Source organism: Pseudidiomarina andamanensis, assembly GCF_009734345.1.
Lineage (GTDB): Bacteria > Pseudomonadota > Gammaproteobacteria > Enterobacterales > Alteromonadaceae > Pseudidiomarina > Pseudidiomarina andamanensis.
On the sequence record NZ_CP032551.1, the window covers coordinates 644,139 to 665,535 of the forward strand.

General features: G+C 45.8%; 23 protein-coding genes, 4 tRNA genes and 1 pseudogene. 7 read left to right on the plus strand and 21 right to left on the minus strand.

The window, feature by feature from the left end; translation table 11 throughout:
* Positions 1 to 46: 46 nt before the first annotated feature.
* The 3 genes from D3795_RS03070 to D3795_RS03080 are packed head-to-tail and all read right to left on the minus strand — an operon-like array spanning position 47 to position 2,820.
* Positions 47 to 904 (minus strand): DUF6279 family lipoprotein, encoded by an 858-nt coding sequence (locus D3795_RS03070; RefSeq protein WP_156266142.1) that lies wholly within the window; start codon positions 902 to 904, stop codon positions 47 to 49.
* Between the two features lie 12 nt (positions 905 to 916).
* Positions 917 to 1,744 (minus strand): LytR/AlgR family response regulator transcription factor, encoded by an 828-nt coding sequence (locus D3795_RS03075; protein ID WP_156266144.1) that lies wholly within the window; start codon positions 1,742 to 1,744, stop codon positions 917 to 919.
* 2 nt (positions 1,745 to 1,746) lie between these two features.
* Positions 1,747 to 2,820, minus strand: coding sequence for a sensor histidine kinase (locus tag D3795_RS03080; RefSeq protein WP_156266146.1), 1,074 nt, complete (start codon positions 2,818 to 2,820; stop codon positions 1,747 to 1,749).
* Positions 2,821 to 2,971: 151 nt separating this feature from the next.
* Here D3795_RS03080 and D3795_RS03085 point away from each other — a divergent pair, with 151 nt between their 5' ends.
* Positions 2,972 to 4,753 (plus strand): M61 family metallopeptidase, encoded by a 1,782-nt coding sequence (locus D3795_RS03085; RefSeq protein ID WP_156266148.1) that lies wholly within the window; start codon positions 2,972 to 2,974, stop codon positions 4,751 to 4,753.
* On the opposite strand, the gene D3795_RS03090 is transcribed toward D3795_RS03085, so the two are convergent.
* Genes D3795_RS03090 through D3795_RS03100 form a run of 3 tightly spaced genes read right to left on the minus strand, consistent with a single transcriptional unit; the run spans position 4,698 to position 7,151 of the window.
* A complete protein-coding gene (locus D3795_RS03090; RefSeq protein ID WP_156266150.1) occupies positions 4,698 to 5,558 on the minus strand; it encodes a M23 family metallopeptidase in 861 nt (286 codons plus the stop codon). The two genes, D3795_RS03085 and D3795_RS03090, sit on opposite strands and share 56 nt — an antisense overlap.
* On the minus strand, positions 5,551 to 6,432 hold the full coding sequence (locus D3795_RS03095; protein WP_156266152.1) for a 6-carboxytetrahydropterin synthase: 882 nt from the start codon (positions 6,430 to 6,432) through the stop codon (positions 5,551 to 5,553). Before D3795_RS03095 ends, D3795_RS03090 begins: the two co-directional genes overlap by 8 nt.
* Before the next feature lie 50 nt (positions 6,433 to 6,482).
* Positions 6,483 to 7,151 (minus strand): LysE family translocator, encoded by a 669-nt coding sequence (locus D3795_RS03100; protein WP_156266154.1) that lies wholly within the window; start codon positions 7,149 to 7,151, stop codon positions 6,483 to 6,485.
* A 42-nt stretch (positions 7,152 to 7,193) separates the two neighbouring features.
* Between D3795_RS03100 and D3795_RS03105 the strand changes: the two genes are divergently transcribed.
* Positions 7,194 to 8,114: a LysR family transcriptional regulator gene (locus D3795_RS03105; protein ID WP_156266156.1), complete on the plus strand. Its 921-nt coding sequence runs from the start codon at positions 7,194 to 7,196 to the stop codon at positions 8,112 to 8,114.
* Here the strand turns inward: D3795_RS03105 and D3795_RS03110 are convergent.
* From D3795_RS03110 to D3795_RS03160, 11 genes and pseudogenes are all read right to left on the minus strand, one after another.
* Positions 8,080 to 9,559 (minus strand): annotated as a pseudogene (locus D3795_RS03110) (FMN-binding glutamate synthase family protein). The gene D3795_RS03105 and the pseudogene D3795_RS03110 sit on opposite strands and share 35 nt — an antisense overlap.
* 102 nt (positions 9,560 to 9,661) lie before the next feature.
* On the minus strand, positions 9,662 to 10,255 hold the full coding sequence (locus D3795_RS03115; protein ID WP_156266158.1) for a CBS domain-containing protein: 594 nt from the start codon (positions 10,253 to 10,255) through the stop codon (positions 9,662 to 9,664).
* Positions 10,256 to 10,298: 43 nt separating this feature from the next.
* Positions 10,299 to 10,589 carry a hypothetical protein gene (locus tag D3795_RS03120; protein ID WP_156266159.1) on the minus strand — a complete coding sequence of 97 codons (291 nt, stop codon included), beginning with the start codon at positions 10,587 to 10,589 and terminating at the stop codon, positions 10,299 to 10,301.
* 93 nt (positions 10,590 to 10,682) lie between these two features.
* Positions 10,683 to 10,769 (minus strand) — tRNA-Leu (locus tag D3795_RS03125).
* Positions 10,770 to 10,797: 28 nt separating this feature from the next.
* Positions 10,798 to 10,871: transfer RNA gene (locus D3795_RS03130), tRNA-Cys, on the minus strand.
* Between the two features lie 8 nt (positions 10,872 to 10,879).
* Positions 10,880 to 10,954 (minus strand) — tRNA-Gly (locus tag D3795_RS03135).
* A 79-nt stretch (positions 10,955 to 11,033) separates the two neighbouring features.
* Positions 11,034 to 11,582: a CDP-diacylglycerol--glycerol-3-phosphate 3-phosphatidyltransferase gene (gene pgsA / locus D3795_RS03140; RefSeq protein WP_156266161.1), complete on the minus strand. Its 549-nt coding sequence runs from the start codon at positions 11,580 to 11,582 to the stop codon at positions 11,034 to 11,036.
* A gap of 15 nt (positions 11,583 to 11,597) precedes the next feature.
* Positions 11,598 to 13,463: an excinuclease ABC subunit UvrC gene (uvrC, locus tag D3795_RS03145; RefSeq protein WP_156266163.1), complete on the minus strand. Its 1,866-nt coding sequence runs from the start codon at positions 13,461 to 13,463 to the stop codon at positions 11,598 to 11,600.
* Entirely contained in the window at positions 13,456 to 14,115 is a 660-nt protein-coding gene (locus D3795_RS03150) for a LuxR C-terminal-related transcriptional regulator (RefSeq protein ID WP_156266165.1), read from the minus strand. The genes uvrC and D3795_RS03150 overlap by 8 nt, the downstream gene beginning before the upstream one ends.
* A gap of 140 nt (positions 14,116 to 14,255) precedes the next feature.
* On the minus strand, positions 14,256 to 15,047 hold the full coding sequence (locus tag D3795_RS03155) for a thioesterase family protein (protein WP_156266167.1): 792 nt from the start codon (positions 15,045 to 15,047) through the stop codon (positions 14,256 to 14,258).
* Between the two features lie 253 nt (positions 15,048 to 15,300).
* Positions 15,301 to 15,392, minus strand: a tRNA-Ser gene (locus D3795_RS03160).
* 228 nt (positions 15,393 to 15,620) lie between these two features.
* On the opposite strand from D3795_RS03160, the gene D3795_RS03165 reads away from it, so the two are divergent.
* Genes D3795_RS03165 through D3795_RS03185 form a run of 5 tightly spaced genes read left to right on the plus strand, consistent with a single transcriptional unit; the run spans position 15,621 to position 17,725 of the window.
* Positions 15,621 to 16,295 carry a Bax inhibitor-1/YccA family protein gene (locus D3795_RS03165; protein ID WP_156266169.1) on the plus strand — a complete coding sequence of 225 codons (675 nt, stop codon included), beginning with the start codon at positions 15,621 to 15,623 and terminating at the stop codon, positions 16,293 to 16,295.
* A gap of 13 nt (positions 16,296 to 16,308) precedes the next feature.
* Positions 16,309 to 16,677: a DsrE family protein gene (locus D3795_RS03170; protein ID WP_173020977.1), complete on the plus strand. Its 369-nt coding sequence runs from the start codon at positions 16,309 to 16,311 to the stop codon at positions 16,675 to 16,677.
* A gap of 10 nt (positions 16,678 to 16,687) precedes the next feature.
* A complete protein-coding gene (locus D3795_RS03175; protein ID WP_156266173.1) occupies positions 16,688 to 17,035 on the plus strand; it encodes a DsrE family protein in 348 nt (115 codons plus the stop codon).
* 9 nt (positions 17,036 to 17,044) lie between these two features.
* Complete coding sequence (locus D3795_RS03180) at positions 17,045 to 17,362, plus strand: hypothetical protein (protein ID WP_156266175.1); 318 nt, start codon at positions 17,045 to 17,047, stop codon at positions 17,360 to 17,362.
* 33 nt (positions 17,363 to 17,395) lie between these two features.
* The gene (locus D3795_RS03185; RefSeq protein ID WP_156266177.1) at positions 17,396 to 17,725 is read left to right on the plus strand and encodes a TusE/DsrC/DsvC family sulfur relay protein; all 330 of its coding nucleotides are present in this window, start codon (positions 17,396 to 17,398) and stop codon (positions 17,723 to 17,725) included.
* 15 nt (positions 17,726 to 17,740) lie between these two features.
* On the opposite strand, the gene serS is transcribed toward D3795_RS03185, so the two are convergent.
* From serS to lolA, 4 genes are read right to left on the minus strand one after another with little or no spacing between them, the layout of a single operon-like run.
* Positions 17,741 to 19,039, minus strand: a complete 1,299-nt coding sequence (serS, locus tag D3795_RS03190) for a serine--tRNA ligase (RefSeq protein ID WP_156266179.1) — start codon at positions 19,037 to 19,039, stop codon at positions 17,741 to 17,743.
* A gap of 19 nt (positions 19,040 to 19,058) precedes the next feature.
* The gene (crcB, locus tag D3795_RS03195) at positions 19,059 to 19,424 is read right to left on the minus strand and encodes a fluoride efflux transporter CrcB (protein WP_156266180.1); all 366 of its coding nucleotides are present in this window, start codon (positions 19,422 to 19,424) and stop codon (positions 19,059 to 19,061) included.
* The gene (locus tag D3795_RS03200; protein WP_156266182.1) at positions 19,417 to 20,757 is read right to left on the minus strand and encodes a replication-associated recombination protein A; all 1,341 of its coding nucleotides are present in this window, start codon (positions 20,755 to 20,757) and stop codon (positions 19,417 to 19,419) included. The genes crcB and D3795_RS03200 overlap by 8 nt, the downstream gene beginning before the upstream one ends.
* Positions 20,744 to 21,397, minus strand: a complete 654-nt coding sequence (lolA, locus tag D3795_RS03205; RefSeq protein ID WP_156266184.1) for an outer membrane lipoprotein chaperone LolA — start codon at positions 21,395 to 21,397, stop codon at positions 20,744 to 20,746. Before lolA ends, D3795_RS03200 begins: the two co-directional genes overlap by 14 nt.

Genomic DNA, 21,397 nt, shown 5'->3' on the forward strand with positions numbered 1-21,397 from the left:
GCTCGCTTCCTTCTATGGGGACTATGCGGGCCTTTTTTATGAGTTGTTATTTTGATGCGAAATCATTAGCAAGCTCATTCATATCTTCTATATATCCATCAAGTTTTGATAATACACGACGGCGTTGACGATCAGTTAGTGACTCGTACATTTGATACATGAGTGCAATAGTAAGCTGTTGATTGTGTTCGATGTGAGCCACTAACTCTTTCGAACGTAATTGTTGCGGCTGATAAAACAACCTAAGTAGCTCCTGCTCAAAAATTTTTGGTTGTTGTCGCTTTTCTAAGGCTCGTGCAAATTCTTCTAACCACGCGCTATTGTAATCTAGCCAAAGCTCTCGGGTATCAAGTCGTTCCACTACCCAACCATTAATCAGGCGCTCTTGTACTTTCGTTGTTTGCCCTAGCCAGCTTCTGGCGTTTTTCTCTGCGCGCCGGCGTATCTGCTTGACCCTTTCAGAACCATCAACCTCCAGCGACTCCTCTTGTTCCTCACGTTGCTTTTCACGTAAATTGGCCAAAAGTTCAGAAACTTGCTGGTCAGTTAATTGTGGCAGAAACTCGAGAGCATAGGGTTCAACGCCGCGCAGCATGCGCTGCCAAGCAATCAAAAGTTGTTCATAAAGAGTAATCAGATCAGCTTCGGTTAACGTATCGTTGGCTATCTTGTCACGTAACTGCTGGAGCTGTGCTGAGTAATATGGCAGCTCAGAAGTTGCATGCCAATGATGGAGCGTCGTTATCGCTTGATCGACTGATTGTTCTTGCTGGCTATTAAGTGATACATAATCATTTAACTTCCACTCCACCAGTGTATCGGCGAAACGATACCCTAATTGCGTTGAGCAAGCGCTAAGCAGAAGTGTTAGTACAACGACAACTACAAGGCTTGCACGAGGCATAGGGTTACTCCATCAGGAATTGAGGATCAGTTTCTTAATTCTATCTTTGTAACTACGGCTAACTTTTAGTTCTTTACCATTGCGTAAAATTAAATGGTACTCACCGTTCTGGCGGCTACATAGTTTCTCAACGTGTTCCATATTCACAATAGCTGAGCGATGAATACGTTGAAAGCGCTGAGGATTTAACTCTTCTTCTAGCTCCTTCATGGTGCGACGTAAAATGTGCGTTTCATTACAAGCATGAATACACATGTAGTCGCCGGCTGCATCAACCCATTCAATTGAATTAATAGCGACACGCGTGATTTCACCGCTTTCTTTTATCGCAATATGCTCTGGATAACGAGCGACACCAACATCTTCACCACTTGCTAGGCGTTTAAGAATAGCTTCGCAATCTTCACCGGTCGCATCTGCTAATAAATTCAAGATACGATCTTGCTGAACTTTTTGTTCACGGGCGGCGAGATTTTTTTCAATGCGTTGAATACTTTGTGCTAATCGTTCGTGATCAACAGGCTTCAACAAATAATCAATTGCGCGCACTTCAAAGGCTTTAATGGCGTATTGATCATAAGCTGTAACGAAGACAATCAATGGCATTTTATAGCCATGAGCTTGCACTTCACGCAATAATTCAAAGCCGTTCATACCCGGCATTTGAATATCTAAAAACACTAAATCAGGCTGCTCACGTCCAATAACCTCCAACGCTTCTCGAGCGCTAGGACATTCTTGTAAGAGTTCAATTTGCTCGAACTCCTGCAGACGCACCACTAATCCACGTCGAGCGAGTGATTCATCATCGACAACCAAGGTGCGAATTTTATCAGTCATGCTTACTCTACCTGCTCTAATGGAATGCGAATTTCAATGCGTAAACCGCGCGGTTTGTTAGGTGTTAATGTAAATGAGTAATTCTTTCCGTACAAGGCTTGTAATCGTTCACGTGTGTTCGCCAAGCCGACACCGCCTGATTCCGACAAGCTTTCCAGAGGTTTCGTGCAGCCAGGACCGTTATCAGCAACAGTGATCAATAAATCTTCACTAAAACGCTGTGCACGAATAACAATTTCACCACCCTCTTCTAACTTGGCAATGGCATACTTTATCGAGTTTTCAATTAGCGGTTGCAAGAATAAACTCGGTACTAATGCCTGCTTTACATCGTCATCAATATCAACAGTCACCTTCAAACGGTCGTCAAAGCGCACTTTCTCAATATCTAAGTACAGCATTAACGCATCTAACTCACGCTCAAGCGGTATTTTCTTAATCGGTTCGTTATCCAAGCTAAAGCGCAGAAATAAGCTGAGCTTGGACATCATCCGATTAGCTAAATCATTTTCCTTTACCAAAATAAGCGTCGAAATGGCATTGAGTGTATTAAACAAAAAATGCGGATTTAACTGATATCGCAACATCTTTAATTGCGCTTGATGTGCCATCGATGTTGCCATTAAAGCCTTTTGCTTCTCGTCTTGTAGCATCTGGTAGTACTTAATACCAAAATACAAGCCACTCCAGCTCAACATAATGTAAAACTTGGCAATTGTATTCTTAAAATAGAACCAATTACTGTCGGGGCTAAAGCCGAACTTATAGATTTCCCAGTAGGTGGCGTTATCGACTACCGCCCACAACGCCGCACCGAAATAGCTCGCCGTCAGTACTACCAAAATCAACAACCACGGGCTGGCATCCCAAATCCGACGGTAAAGGTATCGAAGTGGTACCGTTAATAGAAACCCCGCATAGGCTCCAAGTAGTAGAATTAACGCATAGATGTCACGCATCTCATGCATTAACGAGCCAATGTAATGAACTAAGGCATAGCCACTCCATCCGGCTGCCTGTAGCACCCAAAAAAAGCGATTACGGTCTTCTAATAGTTGTTTCCAATTGTTCAGCATAAAGCCCCGAATGAGCGAAAGGAATTGATTTCATTATACCGATTAAAATTCGACAAGTGACATCCTTCATCGCAGTTCAACTGCTATATAGCGCGCTTCACCCGTGCTAAGATATTTAACAAAAGCTAATTCAAGCATTTTGAGGACCTCTATGCTGCATTATCTAATTCGTGTTCAAGATGCCAACGCACATACCTTTGCGGTAACAATTGACATCCCTATTGCGCAAGCCCAAGAAGCTATCCATCTAAGTCTTCCTGCTTGGATTCCAGGTAGTTACATGATCCGCGATTTTTCAAAGAACATTATTGCGATACGTGCAGAACAACAAGGTAGCTCACTGCCCATTGTGCATTGTGATAAGCAAACTTGGCGTATCGAAGCGCCTGCAGCCGGCATTGTAAAAGTGAGCTACGAAGTTTATGCCTACGATTTAAGTGTGCGCAGCGCCTATTTAGACCAACACTGGGGCTTTTTTAATCATTCAAGCTTATGCATGGCGGTTGATGGACGTACCAATGAGACGTGCGGCGTCACTATCGCGGCACATGATGGTTGGCATGTGGCAACCGGAATGCCGCGGAAGCAAGGCCATCACTTCGGCCCAGGTGAATTCGAGGCAGCAAACTATGAGGCACTTATCGATTATCCGGTGCTAATGGGACGTTTGGATATTCATGAATTCATTGCTGGCGGAATTAAACATTCCATGGTGTTTGCTGGTCGTCATTTTGGTGACGCAGATAGAATTTGCCGTGACGTAGCTGCCATTTGTGAATACCAAATTGAAATGTTTGGTCAAGAGCCGCCATTTAAAGAGTATTTATTCCTGACCATGGTTGTCGGTAAAGGCTTTGGCGGACTGGAGCATCGTAATTCAACAGCTTTAGTCTGCAGTCGGAAAGACCTTATCTTGCCAGGCAAAGCACAAATAGATACTGATTACCGCACGTTTCTAAGCTTATGTAGTCATGAATACTTCCATAGTTGGAATATTAAGACACTGAAGCCGAAAACGTTTATTCCATATCAACTCGATAGAGAACATTACACCGAGCAATTATGGTTTTACGAAGGTGTCACGTCATATTTTGACGATTACGTTCTGCATCAAGTTGGACTCATCGATGCCCCGACCTACCTCGGCTTAGTTGGTGAAACCATTGCACGAGTTCAACGCGGTGCTGGCGTTGACAAGCAAACCGTTACTGAATCGAGCTTTCATGCATGGACCAAATTTTATAAACAAGATGAGAATTCTCCTAACAGCATCGTCAGTTATTATGCAAAAGGTGCATTAATCGCCTTGTGCCTTGATTTGACCTTACGTCTCGAGTCCACTCAACAAGTCACCTTGGGCAAACTCATGCATGATTTGTGGCATCGCTATGGCAAAACCGGACAAGGTACGGACGATAATACCGTGGTTGAGTTTATTCGCGACAGCTACGGTATTAATTTGTCAGGCTTCATACATCACGCGCTCTACACCACACAGCCGCTGCCAATTATCGAGCTACTGAACAAGTTTGGAGTGCAGGTGAAACGCGAAGTAGGTGCCGACGATAACAGTTATGGCGGCAAACATGCGGCAAATCAATTACCTGTCGCCCTTGGTGCAAAATACAAAGCTTCCAATCAGGGCTTAGAGTTACAGGTGGTTTTTGACGCTGAAGCGGCCCAAGCTGCGGGACTCAGCGCGAACGATAGAATCATTGCAATCGATAACTTGCAAGTCACCGATAGCAATGTCAAAGAAGTATTTGAGCGTTATAAACCTGAACAACAGGTTGTTGTACACGCGTTTCGTCGTGATGAATTAATGCAACTCACACTAACTTGGCAAGCGCCTAAACAAACCAATTATCTGCTAAGTGTTAACGCAGCTCAGCAGGTACAGGGTTGGTTGCAGTTGTCGAAAAATGCTCAATAACTAGAGCTGGGTCAAGCCGTTGATGACGCCAATTGATGCGCCAATCAAGGTGCGGCCCAGTGACTCGCCCCGTTGCACCAATATCTGCAATTCGTTGTCCCTGCTCGACTTCATCGCCAACAGCGACATGGAGTTTATGTAAATGAATGTACGTGCTGGTGACACCAAAACCGTGATCAATAATTAACGTGCCGCCCGAATAAAATAAATCATTCTCAGCAACAATCACTTTTCCAGCCCATGGTGCAATGACCGGGCTGCCGGTTGGTGCGGCAACATCAAGACCAAAATGCGGATTGCGAGGCGTGCCATTGAAAATACGCTGACTACCGTAAACACCGCTAATACGACCTTTCGCAGGCATGATAGCTGGCTTTAAAAAATCTAGGCGGTCCGTTAATGCATCATTTCGTGCTTTCCACACCAAAGCCGCTTCGCGACGCGCGCGCTCTTGCTGTTGCGGATCTGGCGTCACAGTTCGTTGTGGCACACCGTCGACCCGGTCAATCTTATATTCGCGCGGTGCGATTTCAATAACTCGTTTAAACTCGCGACCTTCTTCGGTAAATAATGACAGAGTTTGAGGACCATGTTGGTCGCGCCCAAATCCAAAAACAACACGGTTATTTGGTGTCATTTTTAACGCTTGTCCATTAAGTTCAACACGGCTTGCACCGGTTATTTCAGCGATAATTAAACCACCAGACATTAATGCACCGGACAACTCCGCCTTAGGCGTTTCTGCCGCGACCTCACCAAACCAACAACTTAATGTGATAAGCGCTAACGTCGTGAATTTACGCATAACCAATCGCTCCTTTTCCAACCCCCTCGAACCCAGTTACTTGTACCAATTCATCTGGGTGGCTTTGTTTGATGGCTTGTGCCAGATAGGTCGCGATACATTCCACAGTTGAATCAGTCGGAATGATGTAATTCTCAGCAACAGGTACAAGTAACTCAAACAGTCCTTGATCGGCGGTATAGCTATATCCCACGTGACTTTGCTCAGTGATATGCTTAGCATGTTGCGAACGTTGTAGCTGTTCAATCGGGACCACATCTTCTTCCGAACCTAAGTAAATATCTTGCCAAGCGGACGCCCATTGTTGCTCCAGTGGCTCAGAACGAGTCCCATCTAAGGCAATATAAATGCGCGAACGATGACCATGGGCGATACGTTGGCAGTTACCGTCATGCTTTTTCAAGCCATGTGTATAATGATAGAACGCCCCTGGAATTTCTTCCGCGCGCAAATGAAGCTCTAGACCTTGCACGTTGTCAGGTAGCTCGCGTTTGATAACTGCTCGCAAATAATCGGTTACCGATGCCATAGTTACTTGTTGCGCGTCGATAAAGGCAAACGCATCGGCTGGACAAAATAAATGAATCGAGCGCTGATCAGGCCGCATAAAATCAACCCAATAGCTGTTTCCGTCGTCGTGATGAGTGACTTGTGTGTAGGGATGTTCGGCTGGCACCGCAAGCTTATGATCGACCGCACCATCAATAATGCGCTTGATTTGTTTTTTAACTCGACCAAAATCTAACACCATTGATTGCTCGTTCAGCGAGCCATCTAGAATAATATCAACAATCCAACTTTCTCCTACCATACCGCGCTCGGGGCACAAGTAAGAAAAATCAATAACTGTTAGATCGTTTACAAATAACTGCATAATTGTCTCTAATTTCTCAAAAAATAAGCTCGCGCAAAGTATACCACCGCCTATGGCGTAGCGATAACTTTGATCAATACAAACCAATCATAAATAAGTTTTGCACTGAGCAGCAGCAAAGCTGCACCCATGGCGCGATCTATCCAATGGCTGATGGCCCATAAACGGCGATAGAACGGACCCCACGTGATTAATGTGGCAAGCAAAGTAAACCAGATGCCCGTCGCTATAGCCATGTATATCCCATAAAATAGTTTGACGCCTGTCGGTGTGGCTGGGTCGATAACCGTACTAAACAAAGCCAAAAAGAATAGCGTTGCTTTAACATTCAAACCATTTGTTAAAAAACCAACTCGAAACGCTTTGGCAGCGCTGATGTGATTTCTCTGCGCATGATGCTCTGGTGCTTTATCCTGGCGCGGTTGCGCTTGAATAGCTTGCCACCCTAGCCAGCCTAAATAACCAGCACCAACAAGCAATAACGTGCCATAAACCCAGGTATAACGATGAATAATTAACGCCACGCCAAGCACAGAATAGGCAACATGTAACAAAATGCCGGTGCCAATGCCAAGTGCAACCCAACGGCCGACTTGTCGCCCAAAGCTCATGCTATACCGCGTGGTAACAGCAAAGTCAGGCCCTGGGCTGGCTACCGCTAATAAATGCAGGGTGGCGATAGTTAAAAACTCCGCCCAATAGATTGCTAAATATTCCATTCTGATTTACTTTAAGTTAATTGGTTTTAGCGCTGGAATTCTATGATGAAACAACAGAAACTCCCTTCTCTCAATGCGTTACGCGTTTTTGCCGTCGCCGCTCATGCCGACAGTTTTAAACAAGCTGCTCAGCAGTTAGGTGTGTCACAGTCAAACATTACACGTCAAATTCAAGCACTTGAAGAACAGTTAGGAACACGCTTGTTTCAACGTGATAACCGTGTTCATGCACTTACTATGGCCGGCGAAACTCTCGCTCCAGATCTTCTGCGACTATTCCGTGAGCTTGACCGCACGGTTGACCGTGCCCGAAATATCGGCGATAGCGAAGCCACAACACTGCGTATTGCCCTACCAGAAAGTTTTCTTCGCTGGTGGTTATCGAGTCGACTTGCCGAGTTTTACACGTTATATCCGCATATTCAGGTACAATTCAACACCGTGTCATTATTCCCCGATGCATCAGAGCGAGCGAACATTTGTTCTGATCTGCAACATGAACAGCTAGATATTGCACTGCATTATGGGCAACTTCGCGATCAGGCTTTAAAACAGGTGCCATTATACACGCCAACTTATGTTCCAGTCGCCCCTATTGAAAGCGAAAGTCCATTAGCGTCGCGACCATGGTATGTCGACCAAAAAGCGCCCTACTGGCAGCACTTCAAAAAAGCGCAATCGCATCTCGCGCGGCAGTTGCAGACGCGTCATGTCGGCAACAGTAATATTGCGATCGATTTATTACACGGTACTGACCATATCACCCTCGTTGATCAGCTTTATTTAACCCATCCATTGTTACAGCAATTTGCGAAACATACCGAGTATCAGGTGACGCTTCCAGAACCTATCGCTCTTGCAGTCAAACAGCGTCAACGGCAACCGGTTGCGCTCGTAGCCTTTACAAAATGGCTGCAAGCACGATTAATTAGCTCGCAGGTGGATAGCGCTCGGCTAGACTAATACTATCCCCTGTATGCGTCACCACACGCGCATGTCGGCGATTTAGTTGGCGTGGATCTGACACGCCGCATGAGTGCGCGATAATATTCACGCCGTATTCTAAATATTTATGGTAGTTCGCAACGCGCACACTCTTGTCCGTCGGGTCTAGCCCACGTTGCAAACTTTTGTCGTGTGTTGTAATGCCGGTTGGACACGTGTTCTTGTTACATTGCATGGCTTGAATACAGCCCAATGAAAACATAAACCCTCGCGCAGAAACAACGAAGTCAGCACCAATGGCTATGGCCCAAGCAACATCAGCTGGGGTTATCATTTTCCCCGAAGCTATTACCCGAATTCGCTCTTTGAGTCCTGCAGCTGCAAGCTTATCGATGAGTATTGGTAAACTTTCAGACAATTTTAAGCCAACGTAGTCCATCAGCGGCTGTGGTGCAGAACCAGTGCCACCATCGGCACTATCTAATGTAATAAAGTCAGGAGCCGAGGCCTCACCACGAGCTTTAATCGTTGCGACGAGCTCATCCATCCAGTTCGGCTCGCCCATCACAAACTTGATTCCTGTAGGTTTGCCGGTGATCGTGCGTACGCGATGAATAAAATCGAGCAGTTCATCATTGTTGCGAATTTCCGGGTGCCGATTAGGCGAAATTGAATCCTCCCCCTCAGGTATTCCACGTATTTCGGCAATTTCCGCATTCACTTTTATACCTGGAAGAATTCCGCCTTTGCCCGGTTTGGCGCCCTGACTCAGCTTGATTTCGAACATTTTTACATGCTTATTGGCGGCAATATCACGCAATTTGCCCTCGTGTAACTCGCCATTCGAGGTTCGAATGCCGTATTTGGCGGTGCCAATTTGAAACACAAGATCGCACTCACCAGCTAAATGATAAGGGCTAAGGCCACCCTCCCCAGTATTCATCCAGCACCCCGCCAGTTTTGCCCCTTTTGATAAAGCCGTGACCGCCACCGGTGACAAAGCACCATAACTCATGCCAGATATGTGAAAATAACTGGTTGGCGAATACGGTTGTTCGCAATTGGCTCCAATCGTGACCGGTTCAGGTTGGGTTTTTTCTTCCTCTTGGCGCGGATACGCACTATTGGCAAAAATTATCGTCCCGTTTTTAGTTAAGTCGCGCGTTGAACCAAAAGCGAGCGTTTCTGTCTGCATTTTTGGCCGCTCGATAAACCCAGCTCCGTTGCGCTCGATTGAATGGCATTTCTTCTCTGTCCATCGCATAAAAATATTGGCGGAAGAATTCACCAAGATGCTCGAACACATACCGAAACCGTCCAATAACGGGGAAGTTTCGTCGAATGGTATGGCGGGTTTGCCGCTTATCAATCACGTACATGACAGCCACAGCTACCACGCCGATTAATAACGAAAGTACAAATAAAGCAACTAGCCATTGAGCAATCACTAATAATGTTGTCATCCAGCCATTCACAGCGATTTTCCTTACCATTGTTGGGAAAGCTTATACACAACATATAAAAAGCCCCCGCTTTTGGCGAGGGCTTTTGTTGATTTTATTCTCTTATATCGAATTATCAGAATGTTTAATCGCACTATATACTTCAGCAAAACTCGTGGCGCGAGGATATAAGCGCACAGATTCACCAGTGACAGCTAAAATTCGTAAAGATACAATCATACCGTACAATGTATCGCTCTCAGTTATGGCAATAAAGTCACAACCAGCTTCTTGCATAGTCGCTGCAATATCGCCGATGCGAGCCTGCTTAACCTGTGTCAATGTGATGGATGGTAATCGACGTAATGGTGTCATGATATAACCAACCGTTAGCTCATGCCATGGTAGCTGGAGCAAATTTGCAACGACACCACTTTGACGACCGTGTAAATCGCGTGCCATCAACACTCCGACAATGCTATTTTCGCTATCAATGACAGCAGCATAACGTTTGTCTGAGCGACTTAATAAATGCTCTGCATCGCCGACACCCATGGATATCGGCAATACCGCAAGCTCCGAACTATTTAAATGATCAACCACATGCAACGCACTTTGATGCCAATCTAAATATTTAGGCGTCAAACTCTGCTCAGGCAACGGCAAAAAATGATCAGCAGGAACAGGTTCCCACCGCAATGCGTGAAATTCAGACATAACTTACCTCTGTTTAATAATAATGAATTATTTAGTCGTCAAACTAAGCGACCAACAGAGGTGGGCCTCGCACGTAGTAACGTTGTTTATGCGGTTTTATATCAACCAGATAAATAACAGCGTTAATGCGTTGAAAAGTAACAGAGGGAATTACATGATTCTCACCAACAGCAACGTCATCTGATTCCTCCGACGATTGCCGTTCTGGCGCAACAAACGATGCAAATGAATCTTGTGTGAGCTGATAACCATCAACAGTCGTAAGCGCACCCTGCGGACTGAGCCACAGTAACGACACGACAATGGGAAATAAGCATGCTCGAAATAGATTCACGGATAATCTTCAGTCATTGATATACGTCAAAGATAAGGACGTATCTCGAAGATAACAAGGCGTTGAGATAAAAATAATGAACTTCAAAAAGAATGGTGCCCGGGGCCGGACTTGAACCGGCACGCTGTTACCAGCGAGGGATTTTAAATCCCTTGTGTCTACCAATTTCACCACCCGGGCATTCTGTAAAGCCTGAGGTCTTCTTCAATGGAGGCGGGTCCCGGAGTCGAACCGAGATCCACGGATTTGCAATCCGCTGCATAGCCATTCTGCCAACCCGCCATTGAATTTGGAGCGGGAAACGAGATTCGAACTCGCGACCCCAACCTTGGCAAGGTTGTGCTCTACCACTGAGCTATTCCCGCATCCAGTGCTTGCGCATTCTACTGTCTATTTCGGCGAGGTCAACGACTTTTTCGCATGAAAGCGTTTGTTTGGCTATTTTTAATCCACTTGGCTTAAATCTGACCAAGCAGCGCGCAAATATTCCCACATTGACCATAACGTTAGAACAAATGCAGCATACAATAAAATCGTCGCGGTGACGATAACAAATGTATTCGCCTCCCAAATTAATCCGCCAATGGCGACCATTTGTGCGATTGTCTTAAATTTGCCTAAATTAGAAACCTTCACCTGTTCTTGTCGACCAATCTGCGCCATCCATTCGCGCAAGGCTGAAATCACTAGCTCACGACTGATCATCGTTAACGCCGGAATACTAATCCACCAGCTCGCATAGTGTTCGACCACAACCACCAGAGACGCAGCAACCATGACTTTATCAGCCACTGGGTCTAAAAACGCACCGAACTTGGTAAATTGATTAAATTTCCTCGCTACCCAGCCATCAAGAGCATCCGTAATACCAGCAATTGCAAAAACAAATGCAGCCCAAAAGTGTGCATCTTGACCGGGTAAATAATAAATAATCAGAAATACAGGGATCAGTATGATCCGAAAGCTAGTCAGAACGTTTGGAATGTTCCACATGAATGATTTTGTCCTCTATTCATCACGAAATGCATGGTAGATTGTTTCAGCCAATTCGCGACTAATTCCTGGCACCGCTATAAGTTGCTCAATACTAGCTTGTTTTACTTCCTGTAATCCACCTAGATTTTGCAATAATTTTTGCCGACGCTTGGCCCCTATTCCCGGAATGTCCTCCAGTTTTGAGGTGCGCCTTACCTTGGCTCGACGTTGTCGGTGCCCAGTAATAGCAAAACGATGTGATTCATCGCGAATGTGTTGCACCAAATGCAGCGCGGGAGCGTCAGCCGCAAGCGGCACCGTTTCATGGCTACCGGCAAGAATTAATGTTTCTAATCCAGGCTTACGTGATTCGCCTTTCGCGACGCCAATTAGCAGCGGCGGTTTCACACCGGCCTCATTACCCCAGTCATTAAAATAGGCTTCTGCTTGCGCTAATTGTCCTTTACCACCATCGATAAACAGAATATCTGGAATGGCTGTTTTACCTTCATCGCTTAATAATGCTGCATCAAATCGTCGTTGTAGCGCTTGCGCCATAGCTGCGTAATCGTCACCTGGTGTTATCCCTTTGATATTGAATCGTCGATAATCTGATTTTTTCGGCCCCTGACGGTCGAATACCACACATGACGCGACAGTTTCTTGCCCCATAGTATGACTAATATCAAAACATTCCATGCGTTGAATGGGATTTTCAAGATCAAGTACCTGTTCGAGCTGCTGCAAACGCATTACCATCGTGTTTTCTTGATTAAGCTTACTCTCAAGCGCATTTAATGCGTTTTTTTGAGCTAATACTTGGTATTGTTTTCGCTCGCCTCGTACGTTGTGAGTCATGCGAACTTTTTGTGCAAGCGCTTGTTCGAGTACCTGTAGATCATGTTCAGGATCAAGTACCTGTGCTGCATTTGCTTCGGGCAAAATAATTTCGCGGGGTAATCGACGTCCGACCTGATCATTGAGGTAAAACTGCAGCATAAATGCAAGTAATATTTCTGAGTCGTCGGTATTGGCGGGAACTTTTGGAAAGTAACTCCGACTTCCCTGCACAGCCCCTTCGCGAATGAATAATAGGTGCACAGCTGCGATACCACCGCGACGAATGAAACCAATAACATCCAGTTCTTGTTGATTGCCTGTTACCGCATTACGTTCTTGTACCTTGCGCATAGCTGCAATTTGGTCACGAAATCGAGCCGCACGCTCAAAATCGAGCGATTCACTGGCTTGTTCCATACGTTGTACAAGCTGGTCAATCACCTGTTGATTTTTGCCTTGTAAGAAAGCCTTCGCTAAATCAACTTGTTCTTGATATTCATCATCTGTGCAATATCCCTCGACGCAAGGTGCTAAACAACGTTTCAGCTGATATTGCAAACACGGTCGGCTGCGTGCGCGATAATAAGAATCTTCGCATTGACGAACGGGAAAAATTTTCTGCATAAGGCGCAAACTTTCGCGAACAGCCACGCCACTTGGAAATGGCCCGAAATAGTCTCCCTTTTCACGACGCGCACCACGATGAAACGCCAGCCGTGGGTGTTGATGTGCGCTGACGAAAATATATGGATAGGATTTGTCATCGCGCAACAACACGTTATAGCGCGGTCGGTATTTTTTAATGAAGTTATTTTCAAGAATTAATGCTTCGGCTTCAGTATTGGTAACCGTCACATCCATAGACACAATTTGTTTGACTAAGGTTTGCGTCTTTGGCGTGTCAATATTTTGCCGAAAATAACTGCTGACACGCTTCTTAAGATCTTTCGCCTTTCCAACATATATAACAACACCATCGCTATCGTACATCCGGTACACGCCCGGTTGATGGGTCAAATGCTGAATAAATGCCTTGGAGTTAAATTGCGAATCAGTCATACCTTTGCGTTGGGTCTATTTCAACAAGCCCTGATTGTATCGCAAGATGCGTTAATTCGACATCTCCTGCGACACCAAGTTTGCTAAAAATACGATAACGGAAGGTATTTACTGTTTTACTACTAATATTCAGATACTTGGCAATATCCACTACGCGAATGCCGCGCCCTAGCATTTGGGTCACTTGCAACTCACGATCACTTAGTGATTTAAGTAGCCGTCGAAAGCTTTGACTGCGAGGGTTTTTCGCCAGATATTCAGCAACCTCACTCGCAACATACATTTGACCACGGCTCACATTGGCACATGCCCGTTCAAACTCTTCATAACGAGCATTCGCTAACAAAAAGCCATCTACTTTGTTGGTGTTACATTGAAAATCCAGTACATCTTGAAAATTTTCAGCCCAGAGAATGATCTGAAGATCAGTGTGTCGTCGGTGTAAACGGCGCCAACTTTCTATCGTCCCATCACCTGCAAGTTGACTAGATAAAATGACAGCTGCAAACGGATGATTTTTTACCTCATCACGTAAATCATTTATGGTCGAAACACTTGCTACTACTCGGTATTTATTATTATGTGAGCTTAGTGTTGTATACATTCCTGCACGCAACAAATCACTCGGTATTGCAATGATAAAGTCGGTCATGACGACACGTTCCTTGTGTGGTTAACTTAGCAACTTGTTCACTAAGTGAACTCAGATATGACCTATTATTGACCTAAAATCAACAATAAATTCATAAAATTACATCACAATCAGCGAATAACTTACAAAGTGAAGAAAAGCTAACCAAACACCGTCACGGTTTGTCGGCTGATGGCGACTAATTTACCGTGATCATCCCATATATGCGCATGGGTATGCCCATAACCGTCTGCGGCGTAATCGATATAAGCAACATATTGCCACCAATCATGACTGCTCTTTTGCGAATCAATGGGTTCTGGAAACTCAATAGTCCATGTCAATGAGCTCGCTGGAGCCGGTTCACTCAAATGTGGTAACAACGCTGGTGGCCATGCATCGACTAAACCGAGCAGTAATCCAATTGTCATCGGTTGTTGTTCGTTGCTATATCGCATCCAACCACCAAATTCGCGTGATTTATTGCCCGTAAAAGGCAACCCACCTACCGCTACCGAATAATCGTAATGATGGGTAAATTCAGGCAGCGCTGCTATTTTCGGAAATCCTGGTCCGTGTTCTCGAGAAGGTACTTGTGCTGTTGGCGTATCGGTAACGCGAACAGCTGAAGGGCGAGATCGTCCATAACTAGCTAGGGCAGCAAGGACAACTGCGTTATTTTGCTCAATCTCGACAGCAATTTGCGTGACGTTTTTCCCTTCACGCAATACACGCCGCTTTAACACTGCCGTTCCGGGTTGAATTGGCGCGACAAAAGATACCGTAAATGCACGAAGCGCCTGCTCTGCACTGGCTCCATGATGCGCATGCTGCCATGCGATTGCCGCTGTAATTCCACCAAATAACGCACGCCCCTGCCCCCAACCTTCTGGAAGCTGAATGGTTTGCTCTGCTGATTGATCAATTTGCTTCAATACATCCGTAAATAACATAGAACCTCCAAGTTAGTTATTCGTTATTCGTTATTAGAAAAAGCAAAGACGAAAAACCAAAATCTCCACACCGTAAAGTGAGCAAAAACTGAGCGGTACACACCAGCGAGCCAAGCTCACGAATAACGAATAACGAACAACGAATAACGCTTTTGCCGTTAGTATACACAGGTAAGACCAGATGGAAACGTCAGAATTTACAGGAAGCTAGAAACGAAAAAGCCCGCTCAATTGAGCGGGCTTTCGAGAATAGTGGCGGAGAGAGAGGGATTCGAACCCCCGGTGGGCGCGAGCCCACGCCTGATTTCAAGTCAGGTGCATTCAACCGAACTCTGCCATCTCTCCGCGGTCTTATGAGGTGTGTGCCTCAAGACGAAGCGAATGATAAAGAGGTGAAACACGCTTGTAAAGGAAAAATTTAACTCAAGTGGATCGTTTGCTGGCATTTTATACAATCAGGATGCTTTTTCGCTTGAAAACATTGCCCTGTACCCCCATTTTTACGGTACACTGTGATTAATTCATGAGAATAAAACACAGAATAAGATATTCAGGACAACAACGGAGATATACATGAGTAACCAAGCTCACATTTCAACCTCGCAGCGCAGTGAGACAGTATTACAGACTAATAAAGTATTGCGTAATACGTATATGCTGCTCGGTCTTACCCTCGCATTTAGTGCGCTTACCGCATTCTTATCGGCGAGCATGAATCTGCCTCACCCAGGCTTCATTATCACCTTGGTTGGCTTTTATGGCTTGTTGTTCTTAGTTCACAAAACTGCCAATAGCGGCGTTGGTTTAATTGCAACATTCGCTTTGACAGGCTTCATGGGCTACACCCTTGGGCCTATTCTTGGCATGATTAGCGCGATTGGTCCTGCTGGCGATCAGATTATTATGACCGCGCTGGGCGGCACCGCATTAATTTTCTTTGCGTTATCGGCTTACGTGCTAACAACGAAGAAAGATATGTCGTTTTTAGGCGGCATGATGATGGCGCTATTTGTTGTACTCATTGTCGCGTTTATCGCTAACATTTTCTTGAATATGCCGGCATTAAGCTTGACGTTGTCAGCGTTATTCATCTTGTTCTCAGCTGGTGCTATTTTAATGCAAACCAGTGCGATTATTCATGGTGGCGAGCGCAACTACGTTTTAGCAACCGTAACGCTTTACGTTTCTATTTATAATATCTTCGTCAGCCTATTGAATATTCTTATGGCATTCGGCGGCGACGAATAAGCAAGGAATACCCGTGGCGCGGATTGTCATCGCTTTACATGCAGCTCCTGCTGCTGACACCCCAGCCCAACATCGCAGCCTGTTAGCGTACCATTACGCGCAGGCTGCGCTCGTTTCTGGGCATCAAATTGACATGGTCTTTTTCTACAGTGACGCTGTTTTACATGCAGCTAAGCTCGATAATTCTGGCGAAGCACATCAAGCAGTAACGCAGTGGCAAAAGTTTGCAACGCAACATAACGTACCGCTGGTTATTTGTAATACAGTAGCCGAAGTCGACCACCAAATGACGACTGAAAATTTGGTCGCACCGTTTCAAAATGGCGGCTTAACTGAATTTTCTATGGCTGCAGCAGCTGCCGATCACGTGATCCAATTTTAAAGGTTAGCTTGTGAGTATTGCCGTTATTCAAACCAAAAATGCAAAGCACAACGCCGCCTGGCACGGTCAAGATATGTTGCTCGCATTGGCGAGCATGGATCTCAATCCACAACTCATTCTCACCGGCGGCGGCATAGAATTATGGTTAAACAACCATGATGAAACTCGCAATAATCGTTCACTGCAAAAACGTTATACCATGCTCGAATTATTCGACTGCCCTGCCCCTTGGGTAAATCAGCGAGAGCTTGATACAACGGGTTATGCTGCCAATGATTTTATCGCTGAAGTTAAAATTCTCGACGATGAAGAGTGGCAGCAGCGACTTGCAGAATTAACCAAAGTTCTTACCTACTAAAGGCCAACCATGATTGATACAGCTGCATTAGACCATCCAAAATCAGCGGTTTTCGTGGTACGGCATTGGCCAACAGAGGAATGGCTAGCACAGTGGTTAAGCCCGAATGCAACGCTCATATTGAGTGAACAAGCACTTATGGATGTGCTTAATGACCCAACGCTATTAGAAAGCTTAACGATAACGCCGTATGCGCTGCACAGTGAACTAAAACTGTTGAATATTGATGAAGTGCCGGCTTCTATCATACAGCTTGGTGATGCGCGCTGGGTGGAGCTTTCTCTAGACGCATCAACGTATATCGTGTGGGATGATCCACAAAACTGATTTCTGTCACTGATTAACGAATAGAGAAGATGCATGTTTGAGTTGAACGGACGCCAATATGAAACGGATAAGCACGAGTATTTAGCGAATTTTGATGAATGGTCGCCGGAACTTGCTGAGTATATTGCTGCGCTAGAATCTATCGAGCTGACCGATGCGCATTGGGAAGTTGTTCATTTCGTGCGGGAATTTTATCAAACTTACGATACCAGCCCTGCTATGCGGGTATTGGTCAAAGCCATTGGGCAGAGTTTGGGAGCTGATAAAGCTAACAGTATGTATTTATACAAATTATTCCCAAAGGGTCCTGCGAAGCAAGCAACGCGCATAGCGGGCTTACCTAAGCCCGCCAAGTGCATTTAGTTCGCTAAGTTTGGTTTATGACGCGCTGATTTGCGTCACACCACCCATATACGGCTGAAGCGCCGCAGGAATCACAACAGAACCGTCTGCTTGCTGGTAGTTCTCTAGTAATGCCACCAACGTACGCCCTACCGCCAAACCGGAGCCGTTTAATGTGTGCATTAATTCAGGCTTTTTCGCACCTTTACGGCGGAATCGTGCCTGCATACGGCGGGCTTGGAAATCCCACATATTTGAGCAGGAACTGATTTCACGGTACTTATTCTGCGTTGGTAACCAAACCTCTAAGTCGTAGGTTTTTGCGGCACCAAAGCCCATATCGCCAGTACACAACAATACTTTACGATATGGCAGCTCGAGCAACTGGAGGACTTTCTCAGCGTGCCCTGTCAGTTTCTCTAGTGCTTCCATTGAATCTTCTGGCTTCACCAACCACACCAGCTCAACTTTATCAAATTGATGCTGACGAATCAGTCCGCGGGTATCACGGCCGTGTGAACCAGCCTCACTGCGGAAACATGGCGTATGCGCTGCGTACTGCAATGGTAAGTGACTTTCGTCGGCAATCTCATCACGCCATAAATTCGTCAATGGCACTTCTGCGGTTGGAATCAACGACAGTGGAACCTGATTTTCTGTTGCGCCTTGCACATGGAACAAGTCCTCGCCAAATTTAGGCAACTGTCCGGTACCAAACAACGTGTCATGGTTCACTAAATATGGCACATAAGTTTCTTGATAGCCGTGTTCAGTGGTGTGCAAATCCAGCATGAATTGGGTTAATGCACGGTGCAAACGTGCAATGTGACCACGCAACACGACAAAACGAGCTCCCGCGAGTTTTGAACCCGCATCGAAATCCATACCGTTATTCAACGCCGAAGCCACATCGACATGATCTTGCGGTTCAAAATCAAACTGACGCGGCTCACCCCAGCGGCTAACTTCTATGTTGTCGTCTTCATCGGTACCTAATGGTACTTCCGCGTCTGGCAAATTTGGTACGCCAGCGATAATGGCCTGTAATTCATTTTGAACATCTGTGAGTTCTTGTTTGGCCGCTTCCAATTGCGCACCGAGATCATCCACTGCGGCCAACAATGGCGCAATATCTTCGCCTTTTGCTTTCGCCTGGCCAATCGCTTTCGATCGGGAATTACGCTCTGCTTGAAGTGTTTCTGTACGAACTTGCAAGTCTTTACGCTGATTCTCCAGCGCATCAAGGCGTGCAACATCTAATTCAAAACCGCGTGTCGTTTTAAGACGTTCTGCAGTTTCAGTGAGTTCACTACGAAATAACTTAGCGTCTAACATGTTTTTCCCAAATCAAAAGTTATGACTTTAACCACAGCGCTAACAGCACCGCAGCAATGCATCCAAAAGTATTCAAAAGTGCGTACAAAATGGCCTTTAACCAGTCGCCTTGTTGCACCATCAGTACGACATCAAGCGAAAACGTCGAAAATGTCGTAAAGGCACCTAAAACCCCAACGCCAAATAGCAACCACAGCTGTTGGTTCGCGCCTTCTTGTTGAATTTGCCAAGCGAATAAAAGAGCCAGTAAAAACGAGCCTGTTATGTTAACGATTAGTGTGGCGAAAGGAAATAATTTGCTGAGATTAATTAGCCATAATCCCATACCATATCGCCCCATAGCGCCAATGGCTCCACCTAAAGCTACCCACATAAAATTAATCATCTTCGCCCCGCTGCCATGAACTTGTTTGATGCTGCAGGTTCATCCAATTAAGTTTTTCTTGTAGTTGTTTTTCTAACCCGCGATCATTCGGCTGATACAACTGTATCTCTGCAATCGCACTCGGCAAGTAACGTTCGCCGGCAACAAAAGCATGTGGGTAATCATGGGCATATCGATAGTCGACGCCATAGCCTTCGGCTTTATGAAGCGTTGTTGGCGCATTGGTTAGGTGTTTCGGCACTGGTAAATCTGGATATTGCTCAGCCAGTTTTTTCGCTTGATTAAAAGCGTTATAAACAGCGTTACTTTTCGGCGCCATCGCACAAAAGATTAAAGCCTGTGCAATGGCCCGTTCGCCTTCAGCGGGTCCAACACGCGTAAAGGTATCCCATGCGTTCAAAGCAAGCTGTATGGCGCGCGGATCAGCATTGCCAATATCTTCTGATGCAATGGCTAATACTCGCCGTGCGACAATGAGTGGATCGCCACCACCTTGTAAGATGCGCGCATACCAATACAACGCACCATCAGGAGATGAGCCTCGCACTGATTTGTGCAATGCTGAGAGCAATTCATAATAGGCATCGCCTTGTTTATCAAACACTGCTTGGCGGCTACCAACTGCCTCTTGAACAAGTTCTAACTTTATCTGATTACTAACAGCTGCATCAGCGCATATCTCAAGAAAATTTAGCGCGCGTCGCGCATCACCAGCCGCCGCATAAATCAAATAGTTGAACGCATCATCGGCAACCTGCAAGCGCCGCTCTCCAAGGCCGCGTTCCGTATCTTCAAGAGCTTGGCGAAGCACGTGTTCAATATCGGCGTCATCGAGATGCTTTAAGCGATAAACCCGAGTACGTGATAACAAAGCGTTGTTCAGCTCGAACGCTGGATTTTCAGTGGTTGCGCCGACAAAGATAATGGTGCCATCTTCGATATGCGGCAAAAATGCGTCTTGTTGGCTTTTATTAAAACGATGCACTTCATCCACAAACAATACGGTGCGCCGCTGTTGTGACTGAGCACGTTGTTTCGCCGTATCAATCGCTGCTCGAATGTCTTTGACACCGGCTGTCACCGCACTAATTCTATCGAGTGTCGCTTCGGCACTATGCGCCACCATCTCGGCTAAGGTTGTTTTCCCTGTACCTGGTGGCCCCCACAGAATCATGGAATGCAAAAGCCCCCGGTTGATCGCTTCATAAAGCGGCTTACCAGGGGCTAAAAGATGCGACTGCCCAATGTATTCATCAAGCCGCCGTGGCCGCATTCTTGCAGCTAGCGGCCTAAAATCAGGCTCTAAGTCTAAACGACCGTTAGCGTTGGTCATCCACGTCAATGCCTTCCGGCACCTCAAATTTGAATAAATCACGGCTTAACGCACGGTTTAACTGCACGTTATCAAGTTCAATCGTACTAATTTGTCCTTGACCATCATCAAGGATAATACGTTGCAACTGCGCAGCATTGCCTTGTTCATTAAACACCAGTTGCAAACTCTGCGTGCTATCGGCACTTGGCAATGGCTGCAAGGCGTAACTATTAGCTTCTGCTTTGACTTCGTAGTCAGCCCACGCTTGGCTGTCACCATTTAGTAAAAGCAACAACGGGCTCTGTGCTACAGCATCAGCTTGTGCATACACCGTCACCTGCTCAACAAATGGATTGTAATACCAAAGATTCTGACCATCTGCGACCATCAAGGTCTCATCTGGTGCATCGGTTTGCCAATGCAATAAATTCGGGCGAGCTAACGCCATATGGCCATGTAATTGTTGAACCAACTCACCATTCACATCGGTCACTTCCTGCGAAAAGTCAGCTTCTAGGGTTGTTAAACCATCAAGACGCGTCAGCAACGCTTGACGGTCTGCTTCTGAACCTATTGCAGGGAAAACCAAACCTGCGCTCAATAGCGTACCGGCAATAGAGCCTACAAAGACCTTCGAAACTTTCTTAAATACGTTCAT

Excerpts from the sequence above, each read along its gene's own strand:
- D3795_RS03070 (WP_156266142.1), bottom strand. The coding sequence starts at position 904 with ATGCCTCGTGCAAGCCTTGTAGTTGTCGTTGTACTAACACTTCTGCTT.
- D3795_RS03075 (WP_156266144.1), bottom strand. The coding sequence starts at position 1,744 with ATGACTGATAAAATTCGCACCTTGGTTGTCGATGATGAATCACTCGCT.
- D3795_RS03080 (WP_156266146.1), bottom strand. The coding sequence starts at position 2,820 with ATGCTGAACAATTGGAAACAACTATTAGAAGACCGTAATCGCTTTTTT.
- D3795_RS03085 (WP_156266148.1), top strand. The coding sequence starts at position 2,972 with ATGCTGCATTATCTAATTCGTGTTCAAGATGCCAACGCACATACCTTT.
- D3795_RS03090 (WP_156266150.1), bottom strand. The coding sequence starts at position 5,558 with ATGCGTAAATTCACGACGTTAGCGCTTATCACATTAAGTTGTTGGTTT.
- D3795_RS03095 (WP_156266152.1), bottom strand. The coding sequence starts at position 6,432 with ATGCAGTTATTTGTAAACGATCTAACAGTTATTGATTTTTCTTACTTG.
- D3795_RS03100 (WP_156266154.1), bottom strand. The coding sequence starts at position 7,151 with ATGGAATATTTAGCAATCTATTGGGCGGAGTTTTTAACTATCGCCACC.
- D3795_RS03105 (WP_156266156.1), top strand. The coding sequence starts at position 7,194 with ATGATGAAACAACAGAAACTCCCTTCTCTCAATGCGTTACGCGTTTTT.
- D3795_RS03115 (WP_156266158.1), bottom strand. The coding sequence starts at position 10,255 with ATGTCTGAATTTCACGCATTGCGGTGGGAACCTGTTCCTGCTGATCAT.
- pgsA (WP_156266161.1), bottom strand. The coding sequence starts at position 11,582 with ATGTGGAACATTCCAAACGTTCTGACTAGCTTTCGGATCATACTGATC.
- uvrC (WP_156266163.1), bottom strand. The coding sequence starts at position 13,463 with ATGACTGATTCGCAATTTAACTCCAAGGCATTTATTCAGCATTTGACC.
- D3795_RS03150 (WP_156266165.1), bottom strand. The coding sequence starts at position 14,115 with ATGACCGACTTTATCATTGCAATACCGAGTGATTTGTTGCGTGCAGGA.
- D3795_RS03155 (WP_156266167.1), bottom strand. The coding sequence starts at position 15,047 with ATGTTATTTACGGATGTATTGAAGCAAATTGATCAATCAGCAGAGCAA.
- D3795_RS03165 (WP_156266169.1), top strand. The coding sequence starts at position 15,621 with ATGAGTAACCAAGCTCACATTTCAACCTCGCAGCGCAGTGAGACAGTA.
- D3795_RS03180 (WP_156266175.1), top strand. The coding sequence starts at position 17,045 with ATGATTGATACAGCTGCATTAGACCATCCAAAATCAGCGGTTTTCGTG.
- D3795_RS03185 (WP_156266177.1), top strand. The coding sequence starts at position 17,396 with ATGTTTGAGTTGAACGGACGCCAATATGAAACGGATAAGCACGAGTAT.
- serS (WP_156266179.1), bottom strand. The coding sequence starts at position 19,039 with ATGTTAGACGCTAAGTTATTTCGTAGTGAACTCACTGAAACTGCAGAA.
- crcB (WP_156266180.1), bottom strand. The coding sequence starts at position 19,424 with ATGATTAATTTTATGTGGGTAGCTTTAGGTGGAGCCATTGGCGCTATG.
- D3795_RS03200 (WP_156266182.1), bottom strand. The coding sequence starts at position 20,757 with ATGACCAACGCTAACGGTCGTTTAGACTTAGAGCCTGATTTTAGGCCG.
- lolA (WP_156266184.1), bottom strand. The coding sequence starts at position 21,397 with ATGAACGTATTTAAGAAAGTTTCGAAGGTCTTTGTAGGCTCTATTGCC.